Annotated in this window: 25 protein-coding genes; 10 read left to right on the top strand and 15 right to left on the bottom strand. The window is 62.6% G+C overall.

Annotation, left to right across the window (positions count from 1 at the left end; genetic code table 11):
* Nucleotides 1-2: 2 nt before the first annotated feature.
* From VKS22_14695 to VKS22_14675, 5 genes are all read right to left on the bottom strand, one after another.
* A complete protein-coding gene (locus VKS22_14695) occupies nucleotides 3-593 on the bottom strand; it encodes a DsbA family protein (GenBank protein ID HLW71860.1) in 591 nt (196 codons plus the stop codon).
* A 10-nt stretch (nucleotides 594-603) separates the two neighbouring features.
* Nucleotides 604-1,305 (bottom strand): endonuclease III, encoded by a 702-nt coding sequence (gene nth, locus VKS22_14690; GenBank protein HLW71859.1) that lies wholly within the window; start codon nucleotides 1,303-1,305, stop codon nucleotides 604-606.
* A 5-nt stretch (nucleotides 1,306-1,310) separates the two neighbouring features.
* Nucleotides 1,311-1,628 (bottom strand): hypothetical protein, encoded by a 318-nt coding sequence (locus VKS22_14685; protein ID HLW71858.1) that lies wholly within the window; start codon nucleotides 1,626-1,628, stop codon nucleotides 1,311-1,313.
* A gap of 12 nt (nucleotides 1,629-1,640) precedes the next feature.
* Nucleotides 1,641-1,886, bottom strand: a complete 246-nt coding sequence (locus VKS22_14680) for a carboxymuconolactone decarboxylase family protein (protein ID HLW71857.1) — start codon at nucleotides 1,884-1,886, stop codon at nucleotides 1,641-1,643.
* A 405-nt stretch (nucleotides 1,887-2,291) separates the two neighbouring features.
* Complete coding sequence (locus VKS22_14675) at nucleotides 2,292-2,594, bottom strand: hypothetical protein (protein HLW71856.1); 303 nt, start codon at nucleotides 2,592-2,594, stop codon at nucleotides 2,292-2,294.
* A 242-nt stretch (nucleotides 2,595-2,836) separates the two neighbouring features.
* On the opposite strand from VKS22_14675, the gene VKS22_14670 reads away from it, so the two are divergent.
* Nucleotides 2,837-3,382 carry a MaoC family dehydratase gene (locus VKS22_14670; protein ID HLW71855.1) on the top strand — a complete coding sequence of 182 codons (546 nt, stop codon included), beginning with the start codon at nucleotides 2,837-2,839 and terminating at the stop codon, nucleotides 3,380-3,382.
* 113 nt (nucleotides 3,383-3,495) lie between these two features.
* Entirely contained in the window at nucleotides 3,496-3,708 is a 213-nt protein-coding gene (locus VKS22_14665) for a hypothetical protein (protein ID HLW71854.1), read from the top strand.
* Nucleotides 3,709-3,852: 144 nt separating this feature from the next.
* Here the strand turns inward: VKS22_14665 and VKS22_14660 are convergent, their stop codons facing one another.
* Nucleotides 3,853-4,641 carry a hypothetical protein gene (locus VKS22_14660; protein HLW71853.1) on the bottom strand — a complete coding sequence of 263 codons (789 nt, stop codon included), beginning with the start codon at nucleotides 4,639-4,641 and terminating at the stop codon, nucleotides 3,853-3,855.
* Nucleotides 4,642-4,840: 199 nt separating this feature from the next.
* On the opposite strand from VKS22_14660, the gene VKS22_14655 reads away from it, so the two are divergent.
* Both VKS22_14655 and VKS22_14650 read left to right on the top strand, forming a co-directional pair.
* A complete protein-coding gene (locus tag VKS22_14655; protein HLW71852.1) occupies nucleotides 4,841-5,194 on the top strand; it encodes a DUF4870 domain-containing protein in 354 nt (117 codons plus the stop codon).
* A gap of 129 nt (nucleotides 5,195-5,323) precedes the next feature.
* Nucleotides 5,324-6,274 carry an IS1595 family transposase gene (locus VKS22_14650; GenBank protein ID HLW71851.1) on the top strand — a complete coding sequence of 317 codons (951 nt, stop codon included), beginning with the start codon at nucleotides 5,324-5,326 and terminating at the stop codon, nucleotides 6,272-6,274.
* A gap of 34 nt (nucleotides 6,275-6,308) precedes the next feature.
* Here VKS22_14650 and VKS22_14645 read toward each other — a convergent pair whose 3' ends face one another.
* Entirely contained in the window at nucleotides 6,309-6,461 is a 153-nt protein-coding gene (locus VKS22_14645) for a hypothetical protein (protein HLW71850.1), read from the bottom strand.
* Between the two features lie 204 nt (nucleotides 6,462-6,665).
* On the opposite strand from VKS22_14645, the gene VKS22_14640 reads away from it, so the two are divergent.
* Nucleotides 6,666-6,989, top strand: a complete 324-nt coding sequence (locus VKS22_14640) for a hypothetical protein (GenBank protein HLW71849.1) — start codon at nucleotides 6,666-6,668, stop codon at nucleotides 6,987-6,989.
* On the opposite strand, the gene VKS22_14635 is transcribed toward VKS22_14640, so the two are convergent.
* The 3 genes from VKS22_14635 to VKS22_14625 form a co-directional block, all read right to left on the bottom strand.
* Nucleotides 6,976-7,830, bottom strand: coding sequence for a hypothetical protein (locus VKS22_14635; GenBank protein HLW71848.1), 855 nt, complete (start codon nucleotides 7,828-7,830; stop codon nucleotides 6,976-6,978). The genes VKS22_14640 and VKS22_14635 overlap by 14 nt on opposite strands.
* Nucleotides 7,831-8,067: 237 nt before the next feature.
* Entirely contained in the window at nucleotides 8,068-8,517 is a 450-nt protein-coding gene (locus VKS22_14630) for a hypothetical protein (protein ID HLW71847.1), read from the bottom strand.
* A 41-nt stretch (nucleotides 8,518-8,558) separates the two neighbouring features.
* Nucleotides 8,559-8,993 (bottom strand): nucleoside 2-deoxyribosyltransferase, encoded by a 435-nt coding sequence (locus VKS22_14625; GenBank protein ID HLW71846.1) that lies wholly within the window; start codon nucleotides 8,991-8,993, stop codon nucleotides 8,559-8,561.
* 127 nt (nucleotides 8,994-9,120) lie between these two features.
* Here VKS22_14625 and lptB point away from each other — a divergent pair, with 127 nt between their 5' ends.
* Complete coding sequence (lptB, locus tag VKS22_14620) at nucleotides 9,121-9,906, top strand: LPS export ABC transporter ATP-binding protein (GenBank protein HLW71845.1); 786 nt, start codon at nucleotides 9,121-9,123, stop codon at nucleotides 9,904-9,906.
* Nucleotides 9,907-9,954: 48 nt separating this feature from the next.
* Nucleotides 9,955-10,371, top strand: coding sequence for a hypothetical protein (locus tag VKS22_14615; protein ID HLW71844.1), 417 nt, complete (start codon nucleotides 9,955-9,957; stop codon nucleotides 10,369-10,371).
* A 17-nt stretch (nucleotides 10,372-10,388) separates the two neighbouring features.
* Here the strand turns inward: VKS22_14615 and VKS22_14610 are convergent, their stop codons facing one another.
* On the bottom strand, nucleotides 10,389-10,958 hold the full coding sequence (locus VKS22_14610) for a DUF4337 family protein (GenBank protein HLW71843.1): 570 nt from the start codon (nucleotides 10,956-10,958) through the stop codon (nucleotides 10,389-10,391).
* Nucleotides 10,959-11,139: 181 nt separating this feature from the next.
* Here VKS22_14610 and acnA point away from each other — a divergent pair, with 181 nt between their 5' ends.
* Together acnA and VKS22_14600 are read left to right on the top strand one after the other, a co-directional pair.
* Complete coding sequence (acnA, locus tag VKS22_14605; GenBank protein HLW71842.1) at nucleotides 11,140-13,914, top strand: aconitate hydratase AcnA; 2,775 nt, start codon at nucleotides 11,140-11,142, stop codon at nucleotides 13,912-13,914.
* A gap of 98 nt (nucleotides 13,915-14,012) precedes the next feature.
* Entirely contained in the window at nucleotides 14,013-17,273 is a 3,261-nt protein-coding gene (locus VKS22_14600) for an AAA family ATPase (GenBank protein HLW71841.1), read from the top strand.
* 42 nt (nucleotides 17,274-17,315) lie between these two features.
* Here VKS22_14600 and VKS22_14595 read toward each other — a convergent pair whose 3' ends face one another.
* The 4 genes from VKS22_14595 to VKS22_14580 all read right to left on the bottom strand — a co-directional run bounded on the left by VKS22_14595 (nucleotide 17,316) and on the right by VKS22_14580 (nucleotide 22,792).
* Nucleotides 17,316-18,386: a phosphotransferase gene (locus tag VKS22_14595; GenBank protein ID HLW71840.1), complete on the bottom strand. Its 1,071-nt coding sequence runs from the start codon at nucleotides 18,384-18,386 to the stop codon at nucleotides 17,316-17,318.
* A 5-nt stretch (nucleotides 18,387-18,391) separates the two neighbouring features.
* Nucleotides 18,392-19,516, bottom strand: a complete 1,125-nt coding sequence (locus tag VKS22_14590) for an HlyD family secretion protein (GenBank protein HLW71839.1) — start codon at nucleotides 19,514-19,516, stop codon at nucleotides 18,392-18,394.
* Nucleotides 19,517-19,695: 179 nt separating this feature from the next.
* Nucleotides 19,696-20,415: a hypothetical protein gene (locus VKS22_14585; GenBank protein ID HLW71838.1), complete on the bottom strand. Its 720-nt coding sequence runs from the start codon at nucleotides 20,413-20,415 to the stop codon at nucleotides 19,696-19,698.
* Between the two features lie 10 nt (nucleotides 20,416-20,425).
* On the bottom strand, nucleotides 20,426-22,792 hold the full coding sequence (locus VKS22_14580; protein ID HLW71837.1) for a hypothetical protein: 2,367 nt from the start codon (nucleotides 22,790-22,792) through the stop codon (nucleotides 20,426-20,428).
* Nucleotides 22,793-23,060: 268 nt separating this feature from the next.
* On the opposite strand from VKS22_14580, the gene VKS22_14575 reads away from it, so the two are divergent.
* Nucleotides 23,061-24,746: an FHA domain-containing protein gene (locus tag VKS22_14575; protein ID HLW71836.1), complete on the top strand. Its 1,686-nt coding sequence runs from the start codon at nucleotides 23,061-23,063 to the stop codon at nucleotides 24,744-24,746.
* The last annotated feature ends 108 nt before the right edge of the window (nucleotides 24,747-24,854 follow it).

Here is a 24,854-nt window from a genome sequence, read left to right as displayed (position 1 = left end):
CCTCATTTTTCCGCGAGTTTCTCGCGCACCATCCAGAGGCGATCGCCGCCCCAGAAAACCTCGCCGTCGATGACAAAAGTCGGTACGCCGAAAACCCCGGCGCTCTCGGCTTCATGCGTGATGCGCTCGAGCTCGGCGCGGCCTTCGCCGGCGAGAAAGTCGGGGAACGCTTCCACCGGCGCGCCGCTCTCCTTGAGTATCGCAGTAATCGCGGCGGAATCTTCGATATCGAGCTCGCGTTTCCAGAAGCGCTCGAAGGCCAGGTCGTTATACTTGTCGAAGGTGCCGCGGCGCTGCGCGTAGAGCATCCCGATCGCGACGATCGACGAATCGAAAAGTTTCTGCGGACCTTTGACGATCAGCCCTCGGCGGTTCGCGAGCCGGCGCGCGTCCATGTAGCTGTAGCGCACGCGCCGCCATTGATGCTCATTGCGGCCTTCAACCGTGCCGAGAAAATCCGGGATGTAGAGGACGCAGGGCAGCCAGGTGAACTTGATCGCGAATTCGCGTTCCAGCTCACGGACCGGGTCCACAGCCAAATAGGCGTAGGGGCTTTTGTAATCGAGATAAAAGCGGAGATCGCGAGCGGCCATGCGGCGGAGCTTACGAAGCGCGGCGCGCCTTTGCAATCGACCCGACGCCTATCCGCGGACAGTCGGGGCGCAGCGTGCAGCTCTCGCATCGCGGGGCGCGGGCGTAGCAGACGCGACGGCCGTGCAGAATCAGCCGCATCGAGAAGGGCGTCCAGTCGGAAGGCGGCAGCAGCTTCTGCAAATCCAGCTCGATCTTGTCGGGATCGCTATGGGTGGTCAGGCCGAGCCGCTTCGACAACCGCCGGACGTGGGTATCGACCACCAAGCCCGGTTGGCCGAAGACATGGCCGAGGATCACGTTCGCGGTCTTGCGGCCGACGCCCGGCAGCGTGACAAGTTCCTCCATCCGGCGCGGAATCTCGCCGCCGAAGCGCTCGAGTAGCGCGCGCGCCGCGTTTTGCAGCGAGCGGGTCTTCTGGCGAAAAAAGCCCGTTCTCACGATCAGCTCGCGGAGCTGCTTCTCCGGCGCCGCGGCCATTGCCGCGACGTCCGGAAAGCGCCGAAACAATTCCGGTGTTACCTGATTGACCCGTTCGTCGGTGCATTGGGCCGAGAGAATCGTCGCGGCCAAGCACTGCCACGGGGTCGCAAAGTCGAGGCTGATCCGCGCGTCCGGATAAAGCTCTGCGAGCGTGTTTGCCAGTCGCTCGCAGCGGACGACAGTCTCCTGGTGCGTTATCGCTTCAGAGCCGCTGGGCCTGCCACGCGGCATTTGCCTCAGCGGCCAATCGGGCAGAAGGCGGCGTCGGGAACCGAGGCTTTGGTCGTCTCGTCGAGATCGGTGTTGAAGGTTGCGTGCACGCGATTGACGAGGTTGGAGAGTCCGACCGTGAAGCAGAGCTCGACGATCTCCTCGCGCGAGAAGCGCGCCGCCAAGCGCTCGAACAATTCATTGCTCACGCGATTGGTCTTGGTCAGCACTTCCGAGTATTCGAGCACCAGCCGATCGGTTGCGTCGAAGCGCGGATTCGTCGCCGCGTTCGCCATCGCCGCCATGTCATCGTCGCTCAAACCGACGCTCCGACCGAGCGCCACGTGGGTAGGAATTCAATAATGGCAGGCGTTAGCCTGCGAGGCCCGCAGATAGGCGAGTTCGCGCAGGCGCGGATCGAGCTTGTTGTTGCCCGCATACAGCCCGTGGACAAAATTCAGCAGTCCGCCGAGAAAATGCACGTTGTTGGCGAACATTTTCATCACGTTATAAACCGGCAGACCCGATTTTTCGATCTCTTTGTAGATCGCCCGAATCTCGGGCGATGCATCCTCGGGCTCTACCAGCGGAATACGCGACATCGAAGTCCTCCATGCATCGTTGCTGAATGCTGGCGGGAGTTTAGTATCCGGCCGAATGCGAGACAACCGAGCCGCGGAAGTTAGGCATAGGTCGGCTGATTGATTTTTGAACAGATTTGGGGGATGAAGAATCCGGGATTCTTCGCGCGGCGTTCTCACGTGGCGTGGCTGGCCTGCGCATTTGGCGCTGTTGCGCAGTGCGCGTGCGAGAATGACAGAAGCGGCTTGGTGCTCGTCAAGGCGCGACGCTATCCTGCGGGAGCCAAGGGGCGGAAGATCCGGAATTTTTCGCTGCAGCACCTTCGACAGAATGACGAAAGGGCGTGGTGGTAATTGGGTAAATGATCGGGCGGGCGGCGACCTCGCGCCGCCGCCGGCCCGTTGACGCTTAGATAAAAATGGCTCTTACGGAGCGCCGCCGCCGTAGTTGTTCGGAGAGTTTTTGGTCATCGCCTCGGCGGCATTGAGCTTCTTGATAGCCTTGTCGTAGTTGCCCTTGAAGTAGGCGTCCTCGCCGGCCTTGTAAGCCTGGAGCATCTGCGCGTTGTGTTCCGAGGAGCGCCGCGCATTCCAGACCTCCGGGCCAACCCGCTTCAACGTATCCTGCGCCTGTGCCTGGGTCGCCGCGGGTTGCGCATAGACCGGCGCCAAGACGCCGCTGACGAGGACTGCCGCCAGCAGCCCGACAGATACATTCGCGATTTTCATCTCTCACCTTCCTCCCCGAGTCTTTCCTTCTTTCAGGCTGCCGACGGGCCCTTGTCATCCGAGTCAAATGCCGTCTGAGAAAAAATGAAAGGGTCGGATTCTCCCCTACACCACCGGCGACGCCCTACGTTCATCGCCTTCGTAGCATTCAAGGCGTTCAGAGTAAAGCCTGGCTGGCAAGCGTCGCAGCCTTTGATTATTCTGCCCGGCGCGGACGTCAAATCCACCTGCAAGGTCGCGCAATGAGCAACTATTTTGAAGATTTCACCGTCGGACAGAGCTTCAGGCATTGGCCCGGCCGCACGATCACCGACTTCGACGATACCTGGTTCACGCTGATGACGATGAATACGAATCCGATTCACTTTGACGCGAACTTCGCGGCGCAGAGCCAGCATGGCCAATGCCTGGTCAATGGCCTGCTGGTGATTTCACTGGTGGCCGGAATGACCGTGCGGGACTTGAGCGAGAACGCGATCGCCAACCTCGAGTATGAATCGATCCGCCACACCGCGCCGACTTTTCACGGCGATACGCTTTACGCCGAGAGCGAGATTCTCGAGCTCACGCCGTCATCGAGCAAAGCCGATCGCGGGGTAGTCTACGTCGAGACGCGCGGGGTGAATCAAAAGGGCGAGGTCGTGCTGACCCTGCGCCGGCGGGTTCTGGTGGCGCGGCGTCCGGCAGGCGGAGAGCCGCGCGCCGCCAGTGGTCGAGACCGCGCTCCCGCGCCCGCTCGCCCACAAAAAAAATCAAAAAAAATTCCGCCCGCGCGCAAAAATCATTGATTGCCGGCGAGAAATGATTATGCTGTTTTTTCCAGTCACGCGTAGCGCGCCCGCAATCTCGCGGGCGTCAACACTCAAAGGAACACTTGCATGAGGGAGCGTTAGCGTAAGAAATGGAGAACTCCAACACCGTCCGCACCGTCTATGATTTTCCCGTCGCCGGCCATCTCTGTGACGACGGCAGCGTCCGCTACGTCAAGCTCGGCCGTCGTCCCGGCCAGGCACAGCCGCAGGGTGTCTGCGCGCAGTGCCATACCGAGTTTCAGTACCAGAAGCCGCAGCGCTCGCGCGTCAGGCATGTGAGCGGCGGCGCGAGTCACTTTTAACGCTCGTCGCGCCGCGGGCAACCTGCTCGCAGCTCGCGCAATATCACATAACGTCCGTTTCTGCGCCTCCTCAGTCGGTAAGGAGCGGATAGGTTGCGGTTCAGCGCACGGACTGCGCATGCGAATCAGCTCCGGTCCGCACCGCTATTTTGCGGCCGTCGCCTGATCGCGCGCGATAATTATCTCCGGGCCCTTGTAGTACCGCGAGAATTCTCCCCCGACCAACGGGAAACTCGGGGCGGCGCTGAACCACGCATGCATCTCGGGCAGAAATGGCGCGATGACGTAATTGAGCCAGCCGAAATCGGGCCTGATGTCGGCGCGGACGATGCTGCCCGGGTAGTGCGCCCACGAGGCTTGCGGCTCGGCGAGAGCTTCGATTTTCACCAGCTTGGGACCGGGAACGCAGACGAAATAATGCATGATCGCGGGCGCGCGCTTCCCCGATTGCAGCGACGCCTGCAGGGGCAGCATGATCCCGGCCCCCGCATAAGTGTCTTTGGCAAAGACGAAGGTTTTGCTCGTGACGACCGGCTTGCCGCCGTCGTAACTGGTGCACTCGCCGCGCCCAGTCGAGAAATTAGCCTTGCTTGACATGAAGCGGGTGCCGTCGGCGTGAAAAAACTCGTGCTCATACCCGAGCATGATCGGGATCGCGCTATGCGTGTCGATCTTGTCGCGCTCGACGTCGTGCTGACCGTCGGTGTAGCGCGCCTCGCTGGTAACGATCTGGACGCTGGCGGGAGCGTCGCTAACGGCGTAATGCACCTTGCCGATGGGGGCGGCGGTGGTGGCGCTGAGGATGCGGAAGTCCGCCGTGCGAAAATCGAGCGGCGCGGCCCCGGCCCGCCGCGGCCCGAGAACCATTGCGACCGCGGCCGCCAGCAGCGCCGCCACGCACATCATTGGCGGCGGCGTAAAAATTTTGCTCATTCGCATCATGGTTGCTTCAAGGAGGTCTCGTTGGGGCGTGTGCTCGGCCACGCGGCGGTAACGCTGCACGCTTTATTCTGCAACCGTGCGGCTGCGGGCACAACTCACCACTCACCGATTGCCGCGCGCCGCCGCGTCTGGTTGATTATGATCAGCGGCCCGCGCACTTGCCGCCGCCTGAAGACGGAGAGATTCGATCATGGAGACGATTACCAATCCGCAGAGTCGGCCGATCGCGGCGCTGTGCTACCTGCTGTTCTTTGTGTCGGGACTGATTTTCCTCAACGTTGATCCCTACGACAAGGATGAATTCATCCGCTTCCACGCGCGCCAGTCGATTCTCTTCTCGATCGCGTGGCTCGCGGTTCTGATCATCTTCGGCGTCTTCATGGCGGTGCTGCCCTTTGGTATCGACCGGCTGCTGCACGCCCTTGAAGGGCTGATCAATTTGATTCTGGCAGTCTTCTGGGTCTTCCTGATGTACAAGGCTTACCGCGGCGAGCGCTATCGCATCCCGGAGCTCGCCGACTGGGCCGACGGCATGGGTTTTTAAGTTCGTCCCATTAGGCGGAGCACCGTCCGCGTTGCGCACCCGAGCAGGCGAGTTTGCGAGCTGCGTCAAGAGCCTAAAATCGGCAACGATATACTTGACTCAGTGACCTAGATATGCGACTATCTTATCATGAGCAGCGCACAAATACCCGCTACCCTTCTGGATGCGATCCGTTACTTCTCTGATTTGGATCGTTGTACGGAGATTCTCGCGGCCTCGCGTTGGCCCGATGGCGTGAAGTGCCCGACATGCGGAAGCGACAAAAATCGCTATCTGGCGAAACGTCGTATTTGGGAATGCAAGGCCAAGCATCCCAAGCGCCAATTCAGCGTGAAAGTCGGGACCGTTTTTGAAGACTCGCCTATCGGCCTCGATAAGTGGTTCACAGCCGCATGGTTAGTGGCGAATTGCAAGAATGGCGTGAGTAGCCACGAAATCGCCCGTCATTTAGGTGTGACTCAAAAGACCGCGTGGTTCATGGACCATCGCATCCGGCTAGCGATGCAGACAGGCACGTTTGAGAAAGTGGCTGGCACATTCGAGGCAGATGAGTCTTTAATCGGCGGCCTCGCTCGCTTCATGCACAAGGACAAGCGAGCGGAGAAAATAACGGGCACGGGCGGGGCCGGAAAAGCAATCGTGATGGGTCTGCTGGATCGTGAACGCGGTCAAGTCCGCCTCAAACACGTCGCGGACCGCAAGCGCCATACGCTCCAAAAAGAAATCCGCGATAATGTCCTAGAAGGATCGGAAATCTTCACAGATGCGCTTCTGTCGTATGAAGGTTTAGACCGCGAATTTGTCCACGGCTTCGTTGACCACGCCGAGCGATACGTTAACGGCAAAATCCACACGAATGGCCTTGAGAATTTCTGGAGTCTGCTGAAGCGCGGCCTCAAAGGCACATATATCAGCGTCGAACCCTTTCATCTGTTCCGCTACTTGGACGAGCAGGCTTATCGGTACAACACGCGCAAGGGTACGGACGCTGCGCGATTCGTCGGCATACTGGACGGCGTTACTGGCAAGCGGGTCACGTATCAGAAGCTGATCGGGAAAGAAGAGGCGGAAGTCGCCTGAAAGAAACGGCAGGGACGGGGAAAACGCGGAGCAGTCAGGCTTTCGCGGGTTTCTTCTTCAGCAATCGAGCCGCGCGCCACTTCGCCTCTTCAGCTTCGATTTCTTTTTTCGGTACCGCCGCGAGGCCGCGAATAAGGCGCTGAAATTTATCGAACGGCTTTTCTGACTCTTTCGGCTTGAGGCTCATTTGTCAGCCCTGAGAATCGCCGCAAGATGCTGGCAATCGTCATCGTCCAGCACGAACGACAGTACTACATCGTTTTGCTTTGCCACGATCCGGGTGTATCCGCTACCTTGACGCTCAATTAGAAGCGAGTGGACGTTAACCGGGAATTTCACAACTCCGTTCGCGATGTGCTCAGCTTTGATCGCGTGCGGGTAGGGTTCGACGATGGCTGATCCGATTACCATAAAATCTGCGCAAAGCGCTGGGAAGATTTTAACCCGCTTACGTCAGGCTTGGCAACACATCAAGCGGATCGAGCAATTAATTGCGCACGCGGACAACTTAGAGCAGCGGGTTTCGGAATTGGAAAAACGACTGGAAAGATGCCCTGGAGAAGCCTGTCCGAAATGCAGAGAGCTTACATTTGTCGCAGTCAAATCGGAGTTTGCCGGGATGGGCGAGATGCGACGGACAATGCGCTGCACGGAGTGCGGCTTCACAGAATTATGGTGGGTTGCAAGTGGTAAGGCGGTTGTTAGCAGAAAGTGAGCTCGCTCGGAATCAGGGAATCGGCGAATCGTGTAATCTGCTCTTTCCAATCAGGCGGCGGCACCCGATCCGGCGATGTCGGCTCTGGATCGAACGGCGAACTTATAATTTCTGAGATGGCGTTATCCATGATTTCTTGCAGGTCATCAGGAACAGGCACGGCTTTCATGGGGTCTGACTGCAACATGATAAAGCCATCCCAATTATAGCCGACGCCTCTCATAATTTCTGCTTGAACCTTCGCATCGAACGTTTCCCACAACACTCTGTCCAGTGGATGCTCACAATCGCTTTCGTGCCACATTAAACGACCCGTTGCCGCATCAGCGCCGATCCCTATCGCTGCGTATCCTTGCCGACTTTCGCTGGATGCGTGTCCGGGTTGGAATACCTGAAAGATAGTTGGGTCTCTCTTGGAGTCGAACCCGCATACCAAAAGTTCACAACTCCAACGGAATTGCTTTCGGTCTTCGTCGATCTCGTCGGCTAATTTTTGATGCAATGGATGCAGGGTCGATTCGCGCTCAAAAGCCAACTTCTTCGTCAGGAGCTTTGGTGTTAAGACCGTCGCTTCAAGATGCTCTTGGTAAACCTCAGTATAGACTCGGCTCACAACCTTCATCATCGAGTATTCTTGGTCTGCGTCGCGAGGATTCTTCTCTAGCTCATACGCTACGCGCATTATGATCTCATCGGCGATTGATATAGTCCCTGCGACCATAACTATCCATGATGTATTTGCCAGCCGAGACATCTTACAGATGCTCGTATCGGAAACGATGTCGCCTAGAGTGATCATCTTATCGGCAATTAGAACAATCGCCTGTCTCTCTGCTGCCATAGCTGCAACGCAAACTGTCATTGACCGCGCTTCCCTTCGCTTTCGGGAATGGTCTTTATAGTGACGCTTCTCCCGAAGTGGCCTTAACATACGCCACCTCGCGCCTTCGCGTCACGCGATCCATCCGGCCTGTCACGTCGGACCCAGTGTATCGCTTTTGAGCTACTGAGCCTAGTATATCGTTGCCCTAAAATCGGTCGAGCACCGTCTGCGGTGTGCACCCGAGCGGGCGTGTGCCTAGCCTACCTCGGCGCTCTCGATGCGGACTCCGCTGGGCTCGAAGCGCAGGATCAATTGCATTTCGGCATTCTTGAGCGTGAGTGAGTAAACGCCGGGCGCGCGCGCCACGGCGCTGACGAATTCGAGGGTCTGGCCCTCGAGCCGCTTGAGCGCCGCATTGACGCCGGCAACCGAGGCGAGGATTCCGCGGCCGCGCGGCGTCGCCTGAAACAGCGCCCACAGCGCCAGATTGGCGCCGGGGCCGTGCGTATCGCGCACACGGCCTGAGCTGAGCAGCACCTCCGCGATCGCGCCGAGCCGCTCGCTCAGCGCCTCCGGCACCTCCAACGCGGCGATTGCTGCGCGCAGGGTCGCGTATTGCGCGCGCGCCGCAGCGTCAGGGGCGGCGGCGAGAAACGCGTCGATTTGCGGCAGCAGGATGTCGCGCTGCAGCTCGTCGAGTTTCATTGCGTCCTCCTGCCGGCTGGGTTGAGCCGGCGCACCGCGGCTTAGTTAAAGTGGCGTTCGATATAGGCCAGAGCGTCGTCGAGGTCGGGCAAAATCTTGGTGCAGAAGCGCACCATCCACGGCGAACAATCCGCATAGCTCAACGGGCTGAAGGCGATGACGAACTTGCCGAGGTCGTGGCTGGCGTAAAACACCTCCATCGCGGTGCCGAGCGAGGCCTTGCAATAGTTGACCAGCAACAAATCGGCTTCGCGAACGTCTTGTAGATCGAATTCGACGATTTCGTTGGCTGAGTCGATTTCGCGGTCACGGAAGTTGCGGCGCAGCGGATCAAGCAGGATGAAACGGCCTGCCAGCCGCTCCTTGGCGCGGGTGCGCCAGTCCTTCGCCGCGGCCGTCGCGGCGTCCATGATCGGACCGCAGAGGTAGATTTTCCGCACGCTCGAAACCATCGCCGATGAGCTTAGCACAGCCACGAGCAGCCTCGCTGCAAGCCGCATCCAAAACCCCGCCGCGTGCGTATCAGAGCTCTGACGCGGTAACAGATTCCCCTTAACCGTCCAAGCGGATAAAAGTTTAAGGCAGCATTAATTTTTGGTTGAGATGGCGACGACCCTGCAAACTCCATTTGAGCCGCCCACGCAAATCGGCTCGGCGCCTGCGAAGCCTTCCCTCGAAGGCCGCGCCCTGACGAAACGTTATGGCGGCCGCGCCGTCGTCGACAATGTTGACGTGCGCGTCGGGCCGGGCGAGATCGTCGGGCTGCTCGGGCCTAACGGCGCCGGCAAAACCACGACCTTTTACATGCTGGTCGGGCTACTCAAGCCCGACGACGGGCGTATCACCCTTGGCGGCGACGACATCACCGGCCTCCCGCTCTATCAGCGCGCCCGCCGCGGTATCAGCTACCTGCCGCAAGAGCCGTCGGTCTTCCGCAAGCTGACAGTGGAGCAGAATCTGCTGGCAGTGCTCGAGACCCTGCCGTTGACCGAGGAGGAGCGGCAGGCGCGGCTGCAATCGATGCTCGAGGAGCTCGATATCGCGCGGCTCGCCAAGTCCTCAGCCGGAGTGCTCTCCGGCGGCGAGCGGCGCAAGGTCGAGATTACGCGCGCGCTCGTGCTCGATCCGATGTTCCTCTGCCTCGACGAACCCTTCGCGGGCATCGATCCGATTACGGTGATGGAAATCCAGCGCATCATCACCTATCTGAAGAACCGCGGCATCGGCATCCTGATGTCCGATCACAACGTGCAGGAGACGCTATCGATCATCGACCGCGCCTACGTCATCCACGCGGGCAAGATTCTCGTGCAGGGCGGACCGCGGGAGATTGTCGATAACGACCGGGTGCGCGAAGTCTTCCTTGGCGAACGCTTTCGATTGCGCTAATTTTAGCCTGAGAAGGTGATCTGAATCTACATCAGGTGGAATTCGCCTATGTGGGTTGCCGTGTGGTTGGCTGTCGGTGGAGTGGCGGGGGTTATCTTCGCGCGCGCTGCATATACTTTCAGATGGGGCACTAAGGCTGTCCTCGGCTATGCCCTGATTACTGCTTCTTTGGTCTACCTGCCGTTCGGAATCTATTACGGCCGCCCGCTGCCATGGCTCGCCTGCGAAACGCTCGGCATCGCGGTATATGTAGTGATCGCCTTTCTCGGGATGCGCGGTTCGGGCTGGTGGCTCGTCATTGGCTGGGCTACGCATCCTTTCTGGAACATCACACTCCATCATTTGGGCTTGGGCGCAGGCGTCGGGCCTTATTGGCTGACGGTTTTTTCGTCCGCCTTCGACCTGATGGTCGCGGCCATGATCATCGCGTACGACGGCTTCTCCTTCGCGCCAACCGCGAGTTAGCGCCGGCTCGCGAATCACTAAAAGATAGTCAGAAAGAATAGAGCGGCGCTGCCAAGTCCGACCAGCAGCGAGCAGACCCAGACCAAGCTGATCCGCGTCAAGGCCGCCACTGCGCCGAGCGCGATCGCGACCTGGAACAGCGCGACACTGTCGGCGAAGCGGTGATGTTGATGTAGTAGATGCTCGGCCTGCGCGGATCTGGTGTCGCGCGCCGCCTCTTTCTCATGCGCAAACCGCGCGAGTTCAGCCTGTTCCCGCGCGTAGCGGTCGCGTTCCTCGGCGAGGTCGGGTGGCGGCTGCTTGCCGGCGGCGAGCCACGTTGCCTCGATCGCCGACTGAATCGTGCCCTTGATCCCTTTTGCTTGATAGGCTGCCCACTGGTCGGAGGCCTCGGATTCCAGTTGAGTGGCTTCGGTCTTCAGCACCAGCGCCTCGTTAACGGTCCCGCCCGCATAGAGCGCAGCGACCGCCGCCAGCGCGGCTAGCAACGCCGTGCTGAGCGCGATCGCCCGCAGCAGACTGCGGCCCTCGGCCTCCTCGCGCCGTTCTTCCAGTTCGGCGTTTTCGACTTCCGGTTCCTCTGGCACCGCTATTTCCCCTGCTGATCGATTCTATTCACAGAATCGCCCGATTCGAGTGCGATGGAAAGCGTCTGCGCGCGCGGCTATCGTGAGGGCGGAGAGTCGTCAGCGCGGTTTGCAGTGTCGCAAACGCCAACGGCTCGTCAGGGATCAATCTTCGCAAACGAATGGCGGCGGGATGAACGCAATGAACAACAAAAACAGTTTTGGCGCGCGCACCACCCTGTCGGTTGGCGGCAACGATTACACGGTTTACTCACTTGATGCCCTGACCAAGCGCGGCTTTGATCTCAGCCGTCTGCCGTTTTCGATCAAGGTGATGATCGAAAATGTTCTGCGGCGCGAGGATGGAGCGATCGTGACGGCGGCTCATGTCGAGGCGCTCGCGCGCTGGGCTGAGACTCGCGGCCGCGGCGAGCAGGAGTTCTCCTTCATGCCGGCGCGCGTACTGCTGCAGGATTTCACCGGCGTGCCAGTGGTGGCCGACCTCGCCGTGATGCGCGACGCGATCCGCAAGCTTGGCGGCGACCCGAAGCGCATCAATCCCCTTCAACCCGCCGATCTCGTGATCGATCATTCGGTGCAGGTCGACTCATACGGCGCGGCGTCGTCGTTCGCGACCAATGCCGGGCTCGAATTCGAGCGCAACCAGGAGCGCTATCAGTTTCTGCGCTGGGGCCAGCGCGCTTTCGACAATTTTCGCGTCGTGCCGCCCGACACCGGCATTGTTCATCAGGTGAATCTCGAATATCTCGCACCGGTGGTCTTTACCTCGCAGAGCGGCGAGGTCTACCCCGACACGGTCTTCGGCACGGACTCGCATACCACGATGGTCAACGGGCTCGGCGTCGTGGGATGGGGTGTCGGCGGCATCGAGGCGGAGGCGGCGATGCTCGGGCGCTCGACCCCGATGCTGATTCCTGAGGTCATCGGATTCCGCCTTACCGGCAGTCTGCGGGCGGGCGCGACCGCAACGGATCTGGTCTTGACGGCGACGCAGATGCTGCGCAAGAAGGGCGTCGTCAACAAGTTCGTCGAGTATTTTGGCCCTGGGATCGCGAGTCTCAGCGTGGCCGATCGCGCCACGCTGGCCAACATGTCGCCGGAGTACGGCGCGACGATCGGTTTTTTTCCGGTGGACGATCAGACGTTGGCTTATCTGCGAACCTCGGGCCGCGAGGAAGATCACGTTAAGCTGATCGAGGCCTACTGCAAGCATCAGGGACTCTTCCGCACCGCGGCGTCGCCCGAGCCGGTCTTCACCGATACGCTCGAACTCGATCTCGGCGCGGTCGAGCCCAGCCTCGCCGGACCGCGCCGCCCGCAGGATCGCGTGCCGGTCAGCGCGGCCAGGAGCGGCTTTCGGCAGGAACTGGTGAAGGAGCTCGGCGATCACGGCAGTGGTCTCGACCCGAAAGTCGTTGAGCGCTGGCTGAACGAGGGCGGCAGTCCCACGATGGCGCCGCACGAGCGGGATGCGCTGGCGGAGCTGGGCGCGCTCGGCCATCGCGTGACGGTTGAGATGGGTGCGGAAAAATTTCCGCTGGGTCACGGTGCGCTGGTGATTGCAGCGATAACCAGTTGCACCAACACCTCGAATCCGTCGGTGATGATCGCGGCGGGTCTGCTGGCGAAAAAGGCCGTCGCGCGCGGCCTGACCGTCAAGCCGTGGGTCAAGACCAGCCTCGCGCCCGGCTCGAAAGTCGTCACGGCTTACTTGCGCCGCGCCGGATTATTGAGCTATCTCGAACAACTCCATTTCAATGTTGTCGGTTATGGCTGCACGACCTGCATCGGCAACAGTGGGCCGGTCGCGGAGCCGATCGTCGCCGCGGTCAAGCAGGGTAATCTGGTGGCGGCGGCAATTCTGAGCGGTAATCGCAACTTCGAGGGACGGATCAATCCGGTCGTGCGCTTCAACTACCTCGCGTCGCCGCCACTGGTCGTCGCCTATGCGATCGCCGGCACGATCGACTTCGATCCGAATATCGAGCCGCTGGGGCGCGACGGCAGCGGCGCGCCGGTCTACCTGCGGGAGATTTGGCCGACGGCGGCGGAGGTTGACGCCGCCGCCGCGAGCGCGATTGATCCCGCCATGTTCCGCGAAGAATATGGCCGGGTTTTCGATGGCGACAGCCATTGGCAGAGTCTGAAGATTCCCGAGGGCGAGCTCTTTCGCTGGGACGATAAATCAACTTACGTGAAAGCGCCGCCGTTCTTCGACGGGATGGCGCTGACGCCGCCGCCGTTCGGCGATATCACGGGCGCGCGCGTGCTCGCGATGCTCGGCGACAGCGTCACGACCGATCACATTTCACCGGCCGGATCGATCGCGGCCGACGGCCCGGCGGGCAAGTATCTGATCGGGCTTGGGGTTGCGCCGAAGGACTTCAATTCCTACGGCGCGCGGCGCGGCAATCACGAAGTGATGGTGCGCGGGACCTTCGCCAATATCCGGCTCAAGAACCTGCTGGTGCCGGGCGTCGAAGGCGGCGTCACGGTTTCGCTGCCCGACGGCGCGCGCACGACGATCTTCGAAGCCTCCGAGCGTTATCAACGCGAGCGGGTGCCGCTGCTGGTGATTGCGGGCAAGGAGTACGGTTCCGGCTCCTCGCGCGACTGGGCGGCCAAAGGTACGCAGTTGCTCGGGGTCCGCGCGGTGATCGCGGAGAGCTTCGAGCGCATCCATCGCAGCAACCTGGTCGGGATGGGGGTGCTCGCGCTGCAGTTCAAGGAGGGGGAGAGCCGTGCGAGCTTGGGGCTCACGGGGCGCGAAGTTTATTCGATCAGCGGGATGGCGGCCGGGCTCAAGCCGCGCCAGATGCTCAAGGTGCACGCCGAGGAGAATGGCGCGGTCAAGGAGTTCGAGGTGCTGGCGCGGATCGACACCCCCGAGGATGTCGAGTATCTCAGGCACGGCGGCGTGCTGCCCTACGTGTTGCGCGAAATGCTGCGCGCTTAAAGCCGTTGCATTATATCTCCTATTGCTTGTCGGGGGTTGCTGATATTTGCACGATGTGGACCTCCAAATGATGTGACATCAAAGGGAGCAGACTCCCGATGCACTGCTCAAAGTGCGGCTCGGAGAATCCGGTCGAAAACAATTTCTGCGTCCGCTGCGGAAATTCCTTGATTCGTCGCTGTTCGAAATGCGGCACCGAGAACTCGCCGACCTCGAACTTCTGCGGCAAATGCGGCGCGGCGCTGAGTGAGGTAGCGGGCCCTGCCGTCGCCGCGATCCCGCCTGTTCAGACGCCCGAGATCGGCGGGGAGAGGCGGCATCTGACGATTCTGTTCTGCGATCTGGTGGGCTCGGTCACGCTGACGGCGCAGCTCGATCCCGAGGAGTGGCGCGCGACGGTGGCGGGCTATCAGCGCGCGGCGGCCGAGGCGATTACGCGCTTCGGCGGTGAGGTCGTCCGTTACGTCGGCGACGGCATCATGGCCTTCTTCGGCTACCCGGTGGCGCACGACAATGACGCCGAGCGGGCGGCGCGCGCCGGGCTCGCAATCCTCGAGGCGATCGCGCAACTCAACGAGCAGCCCGCTCACGTCAAGTTGGCGGTCAGGATCGGGATCGATTCGGGCCGCGTGGTGGTCGGCGCGGGCACGGGCAATGCGGTGGATGCGTTCGGCGATACCGCCAATATCGCGGCGCGCGTGCAGGCCGCAGCCGAACCGGACACCGTAGTGGTTACCGGCGAAACTCATCGCCTGATCTCGGGGCTGTTCGTCGTCGAGGACCGCGGCGCGCAGACGCTCAAGGGCATCGAGCGGCCGGTCCAGCTCTATCGCGTCGTGCGGCCGAGCGGGATGCAGGGGCGCTTCAAAGCCGCGGCTGCGGCCGGCGGTCTGACCCCGTTTGTTGGGCGCGACGATGAGCTGCGCACGCTGCTGAGCCGCTGGGCGCGCGCGGCCGAGGGCGAGGGGCAGGTCGTCACGATTATCGGCGAGCCGGGCATCGGCAAGTCGCGGCTGGTGCAGGAATTTCGCGAGCGGATCGCCGCCGACCGCCATACCTGGCTCGAAGGTTCGACCGCGGCCTTCTTTCAGAATACGCCCTTCTATGCGACGGCCGAGATGCTGCGGGATAGCTTCCATTGGCGCAGCAACCAGAACAATGAGCGGCGGCTGGCGGCACTCGAGGCTTCGCTCAAAGCCACCGGCGTCGAGATCGAGGGCGCCGTACCGTTGATTGCGTCGCTGCTGGAGCTGCCGTTCGGCGACAAGTACCCGCCGTTGAGCATGCCGCCCGATCAACAGCGCAAGCGGCTCTTGGCGACGCTGGTCGCCTGGACGATGGGCGCGGCGAAGGCGCAGCCGCTGGTGATCGCGACTGAGGACCTGCACTGGGCGGATCCCTCGACGCTGGAAGTGACGCAGTTGCTGGTCGAGCAGGGAGCGACCGCGCCACTGATGCTGATCTACACGGCGCGGCCGGAGTTTCGCGCGCCGTGGTCGATGCGCGCGCATCATACGCAGCTCACGCTCAACCGGCTCGGCGCACGCGACATCCGCACGATCGTCGCGCAGGTGGCGGCGAGCAAGGCGCTCTCGGCTGAGACCGTCGCGGCGGTGGTCGAGCGCACCGGCGGCGTGCCGCTGTTCGTCGAGGAACTGACGCGGGCGCTGCTCGAAAGTGGCGGCGGCGATGCGATCCGCCAGATACCCGCAACGCTGCATGACTCGCTGATGGCTCGGCTCGATCGCTTAGGTCCGGCCAAGGAAGTCGCGCAGGTCGGCGCGGTGCTCGGCCGCGAGTTTTCCTACGAGCTGCTCCACGCGGTCCATCGAGTGCCCGAGCCGGAGCTGCAAGCAGCGCTGGGCGAGTTGGCCGAGGCCGAATTGCTCTATGTCCAAGGCCTCGCGCCCAACGCGAATTACCGGTTCAAACATGCGCTGATCCGCGACGCCGCTTACGAAGCTTTACTCAAGAGCCGCCGCAAAGAGCTGCATCTCAGCGTCGCCCGCACCATCGATGAGCAGTTCCCCGTCATCAAGGAGTCGCATCCTGAAGTCCTCGCGCGCCATTGGACCGAGGCGGGCGAAACCGACCCGGCAATCGCCGCCTGGAAAAAAGCGGGTGAGCGCGCCGTTGAGCGCCGCGCTTACCGTGAGGCCGAGCAGCATTACCGCGAGGCGCTAGCGCTTCTCAATACGTTGCCGGAATCCGGCGAGCGCGACAGCCGCGAACTGACTCTGCAGTTGGCTTTGGGCAACGTGATGGTAGGGACGCGCGGATGGACGGCGGCTGATACGGGCGAGGCCTATGCAAGAGCCCGGATCTTGGCCGAGCGGAGCGATGGCACAGAATCGCTCCAAGTATTCACTGGCCTTTGGAGCTCGGCGAATCTACGGGGCGAGCTACGATCGGCGCTTGCCTTGGCCGACCAGATGTTCGCGATCGCGCGCAACATCGAGAACCCAGCGGCGCTGGCGGCGGCGCGTAGCGCCCAAGGCTACAGCCACTATCTGCTCGGCGATCTTGTTGGCGCTCGCCAATACCTTTTCGAAGCGATCGAGTATCGCCGAAGCGGCTCTCAAAGCGGCACTAATAGCCCCCGCCCCGGGGGCGACCCGCTTCTTTTCGCAGGACAGAATGAATGGCAGCTCGGCTACGCAGATCACGCTCTGGGGCACATGGAACGCGCCCTTTTGCAGACGCGCACTGCCAACAATCCCTTCGCGCTGGGTTTCACGCTTTGGTTTGTGGCTAGTCTCCACAGTCTCCGCGGCGAGTTTAAGCGCGCGCGGGAGGCTAATGACGAATCGTTAAGGTTCGGCGCCGCCTCTGGATTCCCCCTGTTGAAGACGCTCGGGAAAGTTCTCGACGCCTGGGTACGAGCCCAAATGGGAGAAACTAGCGGTACTGTCGATCAGATTCGCGAAGGGCTTGCGGAGCTCGACGCGATGAAGTTCTATGCCACTCGTGCCAAGTACCTGGGATACCTCTGCGAAGCCCAAGCCCTTGCAGGGGTTATTGATGATGCTCTTCTCACTGCGGAACAAGCACTGCAGGTTAATCCCGATGAGTTGATCTACCGTTCTGAAACCCTCCGTCTGCGCGGCGAGCTGCGGCTCAGGCGGGGAGACGCAGAAAAGGCCGTGAGTGATTTCCGCGCAGCGATCGCGCAAGCGCAAACGACGAGTGCTAAGGCCTGGGAGCTGCGCGCGACGATGAGTCTCGGGCGGCTGCTCAAATCGCAAGGCCGTCGCAGCGAGGCGCGCGCGATGCTCGCGGAGATTTACAACTGGTTCACCGAGGGCTTCGACACGCTCGATCTCAAAGAAGCGAAGGCCCTGCTCGATACGCTTCAGTGAGGCCACCGCGCGGGTAATCCTTGGAGGGCTATCGCCAAGGCGTCAGCTTGCGGCCGGGATGGCTACCGGTGTGCCGGCTTTGCGGCCGGTGTAACGCGAGAGCAGGCGCACAACCCCGGGGGTGACGTTGGCGATCGCCTCGGGCCGGTAGCCGGCCGCCGCCGGACCGCGCGCCCGCATGATCCCGAAGGTCGAGAGCCGCAACAGCGCAGCAACAGCCTGGCAGTAGCGGAAGCGCTCCCACTCCATCGGGGCGAGCGCCTGGTAGAGCGGGAGATAGAGCGCGGTGAAGAGCGCGCGCAGCGCGTTGCCGGCGGCATTATCGCGCATCCAGCGCGGATGGTCCATCGCGCTCGAAGCCAAAATCACGGAGGTGGTGGCGGCGCACAGATGACGATCGCCGTGATCGGCGCTGACCCAATCGATGACGCCGGTTACGCGCAAACCCTGCACGACGACGTTCTGCGGATGATAGTCCATGTGGACGATCGCATCCGGCGCCGTGCGAAAGCGCCCGGCCTGCTCCCGCAGGAGGATGAGCGCGTCGCGCAGACCCGGGAGCGGTCCGCATTCGATGCGCTGCGCGACGACTTCGAGCAGCCGATCGAGCAGCGCACCACCGTGTGCGCAATGGTCGGCGAGGTAGGCCGGTGCGATGTTTCGCGGATCGAAGCCGTTGCGCGCCAACCGATGGAGTTGCGCTTGCGCCCGCACAAAGCCGACGAAGCCCATCGAGAAGGTTTTGAAGGCCTGCGGGAAGTTGCCCGACGCGAACAACGGCCCACCGCGGGCGCGCTCCATGATCAGAAAGGGCGCGCCCAGAGGAGCGCGTTCGGGCTCGAATAACAGAGGCTTCGGCACTGGATAGTCTGCCGTCGCGAGGGCCGCCATAGTGCGGGCCTCGCGAATCCCCTTGGCGTCTGCGTCGGGACCGTCGTAGGAGCGCAAGACCAGCGGTTGGCCGACTTCGGCGCCTGGCAGCCGCGATGAGCGGCCGGCAAGGACGAACTCAAAGACCGTGGTTTCCCATCCGCTGGCGAGGACGGCCAAGCGGGCCACCGGGGCGTCGAGACAGACGCCGAGACGGCGGCTGACGGCGGCGGCGTCGGGCACGCGTTCTACTGTTGGGTCACAGGTTGGCCGGAATCGCCGGGCAGCGATGCGCCGGTCGGATCGGAGCGCGTCTGCAGGCGCTCCGGCGCCATCCCGGGGGTCGCTGAGTGCTCGTCGTAGGCATTCTGCAAGGTTGACGAGAGCAGCGGCCCGCTGGTGTTGGTGACGTCGATTGCGACATCCACCGAAAGGCCCACGCGCAGCGGCTTGTCGGCGGGCGCGGGCTGATTGAGGACGATTTTGACCGGGACGCGCTGCACCACCTTGACCCAGTTACCGGTCGCGTTCTCCGGCGGCAGCAGGGCGAAGGCCGCGCCGGTACCGACACTGATCGAATCGACGTGGCCCTGGTAAACATAGCCCGGGTAGATGTCGGCCTCGATGCGGACGGGCTGGCCGACGCGGACGTCGGTGAGCTGGGTCTCCTTGTAGTTGGCGGTGACATACAGGCGATCGACCGGGACGATCGCGAGCAGCGGCTCGCCCGGCTGGATGCGGTTGCCGACATGCACGCTCTTGCGGGTGATGATGCCGCCGAGCGGCGCGCGAATTTCAGTGTAGCCGAGGTCGAGCCGGGCCATGTTGAGCGCGGCGCGGGCCTGCAGGACGATCGGACGCTCGTAGCGCGCAGAATCCTCGGCGTTGCCGCCGAGCGCGGCGCGGGCCTGCTCGACCTGATGCTCGGCGAGGGCGCGATCGGCGACGGCGACGCGCATCGCGGTCTCTGCCTGATCGTAATATTCGCGCGAAACCACACCTTCCGCGCTGAGTTTGCGCGCGCGGTCGTAATCGATCTGCGCCTGATGCAACTGCGAGCCGGCCAGATTGAGGCCCGCCTGCGCCGCGTCAAGCTGGGCAAACAACTGATCGACCGACTGTTGCGCACGCTCGAGCTGGGCCTGGGCCTCGGCGACGCGCATCTGGTAGTCCTCGGGATCGAGCGTCAGCAGCAACTGCCCGCCGTTGACCTTCCAGTTGTCCTCAACAAAGAGCCGCGTGACGGTGCCCGAAATTCGCGAGGAGAGCAGCGCCACCGTTCCGTCGACGTAGGCGTCGTCGGTGGAAACGTGGCTTGCCAGATACTTGTAATAGCGCCAGCCCGGTACGATGGCGGCGATCAGAACGATCACCAGAACAATAAGCAAAACTCTACGCAATGCAGGCTTCTTCCACTTTCCGCCGCGGACCGCGCGACGATGCTTGCCGCGGCCTCTGGTCGGGTTACGGAACCGTGTTGCCGCTAGTTATGACGATCGCGATGCACCCTGTCAAACTATCGCGAGGATGCGCTCAGCGGCGAACAGACGGCTCAGTTGACTTTGACAATTTGCGAGCCGCCGCCGGCGGCGTGCGAGACCAGCTTGCCGTTGAAGAAGAGATCGATGTCGAGCGGCCCGATGTCCTGGACCAGGTTGAAAATGCCGTCAACGTGGCCGCTCTGGGAGCCGCCATTAGGCGAATCCTGCAGAATCACCGTGGTCACGCGCGATTGCAGGGCGAAGGCGGTGGTCGAATCTTCAATGACCGCGTTGAAAACCGCGGTAGCCGGTCCCTTGACGTAATAGCGGACGTCGGGACTGGCCTTGGGCGCCAAGGCGGGCAGTTTCTGGTTGATCCCGCCTACAACCGTGCCGTAGTTAGCAAAGGTTGAGGCGACGTCCGCGACGCCGAAGCCGGAGAGTATCTCGACGCTCAGCAGCCGCGAGTCGTTGGTCGTTTTGGTGGCGACGATACGCGAAGCACCGGGGGCGCCGGCGCCGGGACTCGGAATATTGACGATGATGATATTGAGCGGGACAACGCCGTTCAGGGTCCACGAAGAGCGCGTATCGGAGATGGTCGCGACGAAGGGCGTGCCGATGCTGCCGACGAGGCGATAAACGGTCTGCGCGGAGACCGGCGGCGTGTTGCCCGGCAAGGTCGCGTCGACGGTGCCGAAGCCGTTGCAGCCGGGCGCCGCCAGGCCGATAAGGGCCAGAAGCGCGAGCGCGCCGGCGCGCCTGAAGGTCAAGTAAGTTCGGTTGCGCATCGCGATGGCTTTATAAAGGCGGCAACGACCCGGTGCCCTGACAAAGCAGGCAGACCTTGCCGTTGCTGCTGCCGGAGAAATCGCTGCAGATGCCCTGACACGGGGGCGGCGTCGGGGTGGTCATCGGCGTCGCGATGGTGGTCGGACCGACGAGCGTGACGCTGGTCGAGGCTTCAGCAATCGGCGTTCCGGTCGGCTGGGACTCGACATGAGTTACCGTATAGGAATCCGCTGGGGCGCAGATCGCGAAGCCGCCGCCGCCCTGCTGGCCGTTGGGGACGACCGTGGTGGTCATCAGATCGACGTTGTTGCCGTTGCCAGCCGCTTTCGAGACGAGGATCTGCGTGTTCTGGTCGGGGTCGACGACGCTGCCGGCGACGCTGCCATGGCCGACGCAGGTGACGGCCGGCAGCAGCGCGGCCGGCGCCGGCGGCGCGCTCGTCGCGCTCTGACAGTAGGCCGGAGGCGCGATGTTGCTCAGCACGGCAATGCTATGGCCGGTGTTACTTTGCGGCACCGCCCCGAACAGGTCCTGCACCGACGCGAAGACGTCATAGCCGGTCGGCGCGCCGATGAAGACCGGAGTGGGTGAGGCTGTCGGCGTCGCAGCCGCCCTGGCGTCCGCGTCGGCGACGGCGTTGGCATCGGCGACCGGGCTGACGTCGGGACTGACAACCACCCCGGAGGGGAACGGCGGGGCGGCCGGGACAAAGATCGGCATCGGGTTACTGTTGCTGGTCGAGCCCACCGGGATCGTCACCAGGCCGGCGCCTACACCGTTGAAGGTGCCGGTATCCTCGATCGTGACGAGCAGGTTATAGGGCGAGGTCGCGGCGGCGACGGTCGAGTTCGCAGTCACATCGATCTCGCCGTGCGGCAGACTGAAATTGCAATCCGTCTGGTTTTTCTTGAAGCCGGAACCGGGACAACCCAAGGTGCCGCCCTTGGCGGTTACGACCCCTAGAATTTCCGTGTTGTAACCGGAGGCGCTGGCTTTGAGGGCGTATTGCCCTTTCGGGAATTGCGGGATGCTCTTGAACGGCGAAGCCTGCGCGCCATTGCCGGGCAAGGGGAAGGCGCCGGTATCGTCGGTCGAGGCGGTGGCGATCACCACGCAAGTAGACGGAATCGCCGGCGGATTGCCGACGAGGCTGCAATCGATCCTGGTGCCATCGAGGCCCGTGTTGCCGTACAGTTCGAGGGTTGCGCCGCCGATGGTCGCGCCGGTGCAGGCGTCGAAAACCGTTCCGGTCAGCCCCTGATGGGGCTGGTTGACGAGGGTGAAGTTGATCGGCAGATTCGGGCTGTTTGAGGTGCCGCCGCTAAATGGGGTGCCGCCATTGCATACGGAAACGCCCTGATCGACGTCGAGCGATTTACCGGAGGTCGAGACGTAGAAATCGTAGGTGCCGAAGAAGGTCCCGGTTCCCGAAGGGCATTTGGGGGCGACCGCGTCGGCGTTGGAATTCGGTACCGGCAGGATCATCGACCAGTCGCCGTTCTTATCGACGCCGACGCTCGAAATGATCGTGCCGGTGTTGGGCAACTCCGCGATGACCATCGTTTTGCTGGTGGAGCCGATCACTTTGCCGCCGATGAAGCCGGCGAAACTGCCCAAAGTCGTGTTGAACAACGGCGGCGGGCAGGTCCCCGCAGGGCCACTGTTGGGCACCACGCAGATGGAAGGGGTGACCTGCACTTGCTGAGTGGACAAGCTCGGCCCAGGTCCCAGCTGCGCGCTGATGTTGATGACGAGCTGCTGCGTGGTCTTGCGGGTCACCGTAAGGCTGGGGACTGGGGTGCGGATCGTGGAAACGGTTGGGGCCAATACCAGTGGATACGAAATACAACCCTCGCCGGTCTGGGAGCCGACGTTGCAGGGCGGCGTAACAAAACCGGGGGTAGCCGGGTCGAGCACCAACTCAACCTGGCCGTAAGATTCGCCGCGGATTTTGCCGGTGTTGAAGATCGTCAGGCTGTTGAGCAGGCCCATGTTGATCTGAATCTCGCTGCGGCCCTGGCCTACGTTGACCGCGGTGCCATTGGGGCCGAAGCTGCCGCCGAAACTGAGGGAAGGATTGCTGCTGCCGACGGTGCCGCCTGCCGGCACCGCAATCGTTTGCCAGCTCGGATCGCCGTCGCTGATGCCGAGATTGTTGCTCGGATTGAGCCGCACAGAGACGACGTTGAGCTGGACCGTGGGATTGGAGAAGAAGCCGCTGGTCGTCGAGACCGCGCCGGTGAAAAGAATCTGCAGGAAGCCCTTGCCGTTCGAACCGGCCTCGGGCGCGCCGATCCCGATAAGCAGGATCGCCACGATTATCAGAGTCGGGACCAACAGCACCGCCGCCGCCCATCGCGAGCTTAGTTGCTTCACGCTTTAACCACGCCGGACTAATTTGAGGTCAGCCGTTTGGGATAACCTAACCAGCCGGCCAAGGCAAGACACCAGCCACGAGCGGAGCCGGGGGCGGCGGAGTCCGCGACGCGCGGCCGGATAAAGTTGCCGCGGAGCGAGCAGGCGAGTTCTCGACCAACGCCGCGCGCGCGGACCCGCCCGCCCCTGTGTTAGCTACGCGCGGCCGCCACGCGTAGCTAGTGGGCACTTGACTAGGCCGCCTCGGGCTTCGGACAATCGAAGGAGGATGACGACTGCAATTCGCCGTGGATGGAGAGCGCTCGCGATCGCCGCGGGCATCGTGCTGTGGTTGAGTGGTGCGGCGTCGAACGGCGCCGCGGGTGACCTTCAGGTGACGGTGGGAAATCCGGGCCTCGCGCATTTTGATTCGGACGGCGGCGTCGAGCTGGATTTTGGCCTGACCGATCAATCCGGGCAGCCGGTCGGCAACCTGACCAAGGACAACGTGCAGGTGCTTGAGGACGGAGTGCCGGGCAAAATTCTCTACTTTCACGGTGTCGGCCAAGGCCGCCCGGTGGACATCGTTTTCGTGCTCGACGTGACCGAGTCGATGCAGCCCTACATCGACGCGGTCAAGCAGAACATCACGAATTTCGCCGAGGAGCTGAAGAACAACAATCGCGACTTCCGGCTGGGTCTCGTGACCTTCGAGGACTACGTCATCTCGCAGTATCCTGATTGCAACTGCGAATATCGCAGCGCGCTGACCACCGACGTGCAGAAATTCATCGGCTGGGTCGGCGCGCTGCACGCGGGCGGTGGCGGCGACATTCCCGAGGATCAACTCGACGGCCTTGCCTATGCGGCGACGCTGCCCTTCCGTCCGGAGGCGCAGGCGATCGTGATCCTGATCACCGACGCGCCGCCGCACGTCGCCGGCGACGGCCCCGATCGCGAGGGCGACACGGCCTATCAGCAGCATCATCCGGATGTGAACGCGGACGTGACGGAACAGACCGGGGCGAAGGTCGCGGCGCTCTATGAGAAAGACGGCCTGACCCTGTATGCGGTCGCGCCGCCGCCCTTCATCGCGCCGGAGTACGCCAACGTCGTGCAGGCGACGCACGGGCGGCTGTACAATATCGTAACCGAGCAGAGCCGCTTTCCGGAGCTGGTCAACGAGATCGGACACTCGATCGCGACCGAATACTCGCTTACCTACCTGACGCCGCGGCCAATCGAAGACGGCACCACCCGCGCCGTGCAACTACGGATTAACTACAACGGCGAGAGCGGCGCCGCCGACACTTCTTACCAGGTGAAGGGAATCGGCGGGGCGGCGATCAATGAGCCGGTGGCGGGGAACGGCGCATCGGGCGAGAGCGCGCCGCGGTTCGCGCAGGTTGCCTTTTCATGGTGGAACGGCGTCATCCCGCTGATCGCACTGCTGGGGCTCGTGACGCTCTCGCGGATGCGCTTCGGGGTCTCGGCGGAGGAGTTGAAGGCGATCGTCGAAGCGCAGAGCAAGGCCCCCGCGCCGAACCTCGCAGCGGCGGCCCGTCAGGTAGCGGAGCGGGCGCGCGCGGTGGCGACGCCGTCGGCGCCCGCGGCCAGGCCCTCCGCTCCTCCGGCCCCGCGCGTGATGACGCCGGTGACGATCAGCGGGGCGGGGGCGCCGCACGAAGCCCGTCTCACCACCGTCGATCGGCTCGACTCGATTCCCGCCGAATACGCGCTGCTCAAGCCCGAGGTCGCGGTCGGCCGCGGCGAGGACAATGACATCGTGATCCCGCACGCCAGCGTCTCGCGCAATCACGCGCGGCTGGTGCGCCGCGACGGCGCCTTCGAGTTGATCGACCTGAACTCGACCAATGGCAGCTACGTCAACGGCCAGACGGTGCAGGGTTCGGCGCGCATCGCGAGCGGCAGCGAGGTGCGCTTCGGCGACATCCGGTTCAACCTGCGCTTCTGAGATCGGCCGCGCGGCTGCGCGGATTTAATCGGAATTTCAGAAAGAGCTGCGTTGTCACAGCGCGCCGGCGTAGTGTATCCTCTTAGGCTCTTCAAAAAGCGGAAAGTG

It is taken from the genome of Candidatus Binataceae bacterium, assembly GCA_035308025.1.
GTDB lineage: Bacteria > Desulfobacterota > Binatia > Binatales > Binataceae > JAJPHI01.
The sequence above is the reverse complement of the archived record's forward strand: the minus strand, read 5'-3'. Positions and strand labels throughout refer to the sequence as shown.

What these genes read in the sequence shown, in the direction of transcription:
- VKS22_14695 (HLW71860.1), bottom strand. Translation starts at nt 593, where the DNA reads ATGGCCGCTCGCGATCTCCGCTTTTATCTCGATTACAAAAGCCCCTAC.
- nth (HLW71859.1), bottom strand. Translation starts at nt 1,305, where the DNA reads ATGCCGCGTGGCAGGCCCAGCGGCTCTGAAGCGATAACGCACCAGGAG.
- VKS22_14680 (HLW71857.1), bottom strand. Translation starts at nt 1,886, where the DNA reads ATGTCGCGTATTCCGCTGGTAGAGCCCGAGGATGCATCGCCCGAGATT.
- VKS22_14675 (HLW71856.1), bottom strand. Translation starts at nt 2,594, where the DNA reads ATGAAAATCGCGAATGTATCTGTCGGGCTGCTGGCGGCAGTCCTCGTC.
- VKS22_14670 (HLW71855.1), top strand. Translation starts at nt 2,837, where the DNA reads ATGAGCAACTATTTTGAAGATTTCACCGTCGGACAGAGCTTCAGGCAT.
- VKS22_14665 (HLW71854.1), top strand. Translation starts at nt 3,496, where the DNA reads ATGGAGAACTCCAACACCGTCCGCACCGTCTATGATTTTCCCGTCGCC.
- VKS22_14660 (HLW71853.1), bottom strand. Translation starts at nt 4,641, where the DNA reads ATGAGCAAAATTTTTACGCCGCCGCCAATGATGTGCGTGGCGGCGCTG.
- VKS22_14655 (HLW71852.1), top strand. Translation starts at nt 4,841, where the DNA reads ATGGAGACGATTACCAATCCGCAGAGTCGGCCGATCGCGGCGCTGTGC.
- VKS22_14650 (HLW71851.1), top strand. Translation starts at nt 5,324, where the DNA reads ATGAGCAGCGCACAAATACCCGCTACCCTTCTGGATGCGATCCGTTAC.
- VKS22_14645 (HLW71850.1), bottom strand. Translation starts at nt 6,461, where the DNA reads ATGAGCCTCAAGCCGAAAGAGTCAGAAAAGCCGTTCGATAAATTTCAG.
- VKS22_14640 (HLW71849.1), top strand. Translation starts at nt 6,666, where the DNA reads ATGGCTGATCCGATTACCATAAAATCTGCGCAAAGCGCTGGGAAGATT.
- VKS22_14635 (HLW71848.1), bottom strand. Translation starts at nt 7,830, where the DNA reads ATGGCAGCAGAGAGACAGGCGATTGTTCTAATTGCCGATAAGATGATC.
- VKS22_14630 (HLW71847.1), bottom strand. Translation starts at nt 8,517, where the DNA reads ATGAAACTCGACGAGCTGCAGCGCGACATCCTGCTGCCGCAAATCGAC.
- lptB (HLW71845.1), top strand. Translation starts at nt 9,121, where the DNA reads ATGGCGACGACCCTGCAAACTCCATTTGAGCCGCCCACGCAAATCGGC.
- VKS22_14615 (HLW71844.1), top strand. Translation starts at nt 9,955, where the DNA reads ATGTGGGTTGCCGTGTGGTTGGCTGTCGGTGGAGTGGCGGGGGTTATC.
- acnA (HLW71842.1), top strand. Translation starts at nt 11,140, where the DNA reads ATGAACAACAAAAACAGTTTTGGCGCGCGCACCACCCTGTCGGTTGGC.
- VKS22_14600 (HLW71841.1), top strand. Translation starts at nt 14,013, where the DNA reads ATGCACTGCTCAAAGTGCGGCTCGGAGAATCCGGTCGAAAACAATTTC.
- VKS22_14585 (HLW71838.1), bottom strand. Translation starts at nt 20,415, where the DNA reads ATGCGCAACCGAACTTACTTGACCTTCAGGCGCGCCGGCGCGCTCGCG.
- VKS22_14575 (HLW71836.1), top strand. Translation starts at nt 23,061, where the DNA reads ATGACGACTGCAATTCGCCGTGGATGGAGAGCGCTCGCGATCGCCGCG.